The organism is Cupriavidus sp. 8B (assembly GCF_054589115.1).
The window spans coordinates 1-691 of record NZ_BAAILO010000651.1 but is presented as its reverse complement, the minus strand read 5'-3'; the positions used below and the strand labels follow the sequence as shown (position 1 = coordinate 691).

At 69.6% G+C, this 691-nt stretch carries 1 protein-coding gene; it reads right to left on the bottom strand.

The annotated features are described in order from the left end of the window. The coding region (locus tag ACYP5B_RS52010; RefSeq protein WP_459575327.1) for an ATP-binding protein at positions 1–691 on the bottom strand (691 nt) is incomplete at both ends.

Sequence of the window (691 nt, the reverse complement as noted above, 5' to 3'; positions counted from 1 at the left end):
TGAGCGGCAACGGTTCGCCGGAAGCCACGCGGAGCTGCCATTCGACCAGGTCCTGCCCGGTGATCATCTCGGTGACGGGATGCTCCACCTGCAGGCGGGTGTTCATCTCCATGAAGTAGAACGAGCCGTCCTGGTTGGCGATGAACTCCACGGTGCCGGCGCCGACGTAGCCAACGGCCTGCGCGGCGGCCACGGCGGCATCGCCCATCGCCCGCCTGCGCGCCTCGCTCATGCCTGGGGCCGGCGCTTCTTCCAGCACCTTCTGGTGGCGGCGCTGCACCGAGCAGTCGCGCTCGAACAGGTAGACGCAGTTGCCGTGCGTGTCGGCAAACACCTGGATTTCGATATGGCGGGGACGGGTCAGGTACTTCTCCACCAGCACGCGGTCGTCGCCGAAGCTGGCGCTGGCCTCGCGCTTGACGGACGCCAGCGCGGCTTCGAAGCCTTCGCTGGCCTCGACCACGCGCATGCCCTTGCCGCCACCGCCGGCGCTGGCCTTGAGCAGCACCGGGTAGCCGATGCGGTCGGCTTCGCGGCGCAGCAGGGCGGGGTCCTGATCCTCGCCGTGGTAGCCCGGCACCAGCGGCACCGCGGCTTGTTCCATCAGGCGCTTGGCGGCGCTCTTGCTGCCCATGGCGCGGATGCTCGATGCCGGCGGGCCAATGAAGACGAGGCCGGCTTCGGCGCAGGC